Below are 2,026 nucleotides of genomic sequence, written 5' to 3'. Positions count from 1 at the left end.
AGTTTCTGAAGACAGTAAAATTATCATTGTAAGGAGGGAATAAAACCTCTCTATTGTGAAGTAAATCATTAACTCTTTCTTCTTTTGCTCTGTGAGCAGATATCTCTTCTGGAAGAAAAACAGTGATTATAGGTGGTAAATTGTTAACACCGTTCTTTAAAACTTTCAACCAGAACAATCCGCTGATAAAAAGAACATTTTTTTCATTCACAGTGAAAGTTTTAATCTTAATTTTTTTAGAAGGAATCATCTTAACTTGAGTATAAATATCAAAAAAATCGCACAACCTGTCTTGTGTGAAAATACCGGGGGTATCGAATAATTGCAAATCTGTGTTAGGTACGTTTGCTTTTAATACCTTCAAAGTAGTTCCAGAATATGCACTTACAGTTATTTCTGCTTCCACTAATCTGTTTAAAAAAGATGATTTACCTACATTGGTTACCCCTACTACCAATGCCTTTTCTTTCTCTTTTTGCAAAAGCAATTGTTTTGTTTTTTCTATTCCCATACCTGTTTTAACGCTGACCATTCTCACATGATCATCCCGGATATTTATACCCATCTCTTTGATTCTCAAGAGCAACCAATTTTTTAATTTTTCGTAGGGTGTGCTTTTCGGTAAAAGATCTATTTTATTGACGATTAAAAAAATATTCTTCCCTTTTATTTTTTCGGCAATCTCTTTTCTGAATGTGCCTTCGAAATCTATTACATCTACCACCCACAAAACCGTTTCAAAATCTTTTAAAACCTTGTCAAGCTCACCGGAAAAATCGGAATTTATTGTAACCGGTAATAAATAATTATAATGCTTTAATTTAAAGCATCTTTGGCAAACTACAGATTCGTTATTTTCCATTTTTTCTTTGAGGACATTCTCAGGTATATACCCTGGGTTTTTAGGCTCTTCTGTTTGTATCTCTATACCGCAGCCTTCACATTTCATAATAATTATTGTCTCCATTAAAAAATTTTTGAAAGGAACAAAATCCTCAGTTATTTTCCCACAAAATAGTTTCTAACATTTGAACCTATGTTAAAAAAACCGAATACTTAGAAATTTCTAGGTATTTGGGCTAAGGGTTTTGTCCCCAATCGACCTCTTTTTTTAGAGTTTCAAATTTACTTGTCAACCAAAAAAAATTGTGATATAATAATTTTGCTGATTGGGGGATCGTCTAACGGCAGGACAGCGGACTCTGACTCCGTCAGTGGAGGTTCGAATCCTCCTCCCCCAGCCAATACAATATAAGGATCCTTATAAAAGGGTCCTTTTTTTCTTTTTTTTAGTAAAGAGTATTTGAATAATAATTTGATTTAAACGAAACATTTGCTTGTTAAAATTTTAACAAATTTTAGTTATAATGTTTTTGGTAATAGTGAAAAAAGACCGTTGAAATATGAGGATTTGAAATTCTTTTTTGTAAAATTGTGAAATATATAACAAAACTTATAAAAGGGGTGATTACCATGAGTATGAAAGATAGTTTTCAAAAAGCAATGGATTGGATGAAGGAGTTTTCTAAGACAAACCCAGAGCAAATGGGGAGTTTCCAAAACATGATGGAAGCCATCGAAAAAGAAGAAGGTGCAGCCCTTGATAAAAAAACTAAAGAGCTAATAGCTGTTGCACTTTCTATAGCAAGAAATTGTGAATGGTGCATCGCGTGTCATGTGAAATTTGCGTTAGAAGCAGGTGCCACAGAAGAGGAAATTTTGGAAGCTGCGTGGGTTGCAGTGTTAATGGGTGGAGGTCCAGCTTTAATGCACGCAGGTTTGGTTTTGGAAGCATTAAAAGACCTAAAATAATAGTCAATTTTTCAAAGGGGAGAAAAGCTCCCCTTTTTTGTTATAATATTGAAAGATGAAAGTAGACGGACGGTGGGACAAAGGAATAAATTTTCATTATCCTTTCAGCTGGGCTTAAGGTTCTAAGATACCGCAGATTTATTCCTTAAAAGGGCAGTTATGTAATAAAAGATAAAAATATTTTTATCCTTAGGGGTGGGGAGCGGGGGAAGGG

2 protein-coding genes and 1 tRNA gene are annotated in these 2,026 nt (G+C 33.9%); 2 read left to right on the top strand and 1 reads right to left on the bottom strand.

The genetic code is table 11. From position 1 onward, the window contains the following. Positions 1–949: GTPase (locus X926_RS09120; protein WP_103065861.1), on the bottom strand; the 949-nt coding region annotated here is incomplete at its 3' end. A 221-nt stretch (positions 950–1,170) separates the two neighbouring features. On the opposite strand from X926_RS09120, the gene X926_RS09115 reads away from it, so the two are divergent. Both X926_RS09115 and X926_RS09110 read left to right on the top strand, forming a co-directional pair. Further along, positions 1,171–1,244 (top strand) — tRNA-Gln (locus tag X926_RS09115). Positions 1,245–1,473: 229 nt separating this feature from the next. Further along, positions 1,474–1,812, top strand: coding sequence for a carboxymuconolactone decarboxylase family protein (locus X926_RS09110; RefSeq protein WP_103065860.1), 339 nt, complete (start codon positions 1,474–1,476; stop codon positions 1,810–1,812). The last annotated feature ends 214 nt before the right edge of the window (positions 1,813–2,026 follow it).

The organism is Petrotoga sp. HWHPT.55.6.3 (assembly GCF_002895495.1).
GTDB lineage: Bacteria > Thermotogota > Thermotogae > Petrotogales > Petrotogaceae > Petrotoga > Petrotoga mobilis.
This window is presented reverse-complemented; position numbering and strand designations above follow the sequence as displayed.

Bases quoted from the DNA above. Each gene is read 5' to 3' on its own strand.
- X926_RS09110 (WP_103065860.1), top strand. From the start codon at position 1,474: ATGAGTATGAAAGATAGTTTTCAAAAAGCAATGGATTGGATGAAGGAG.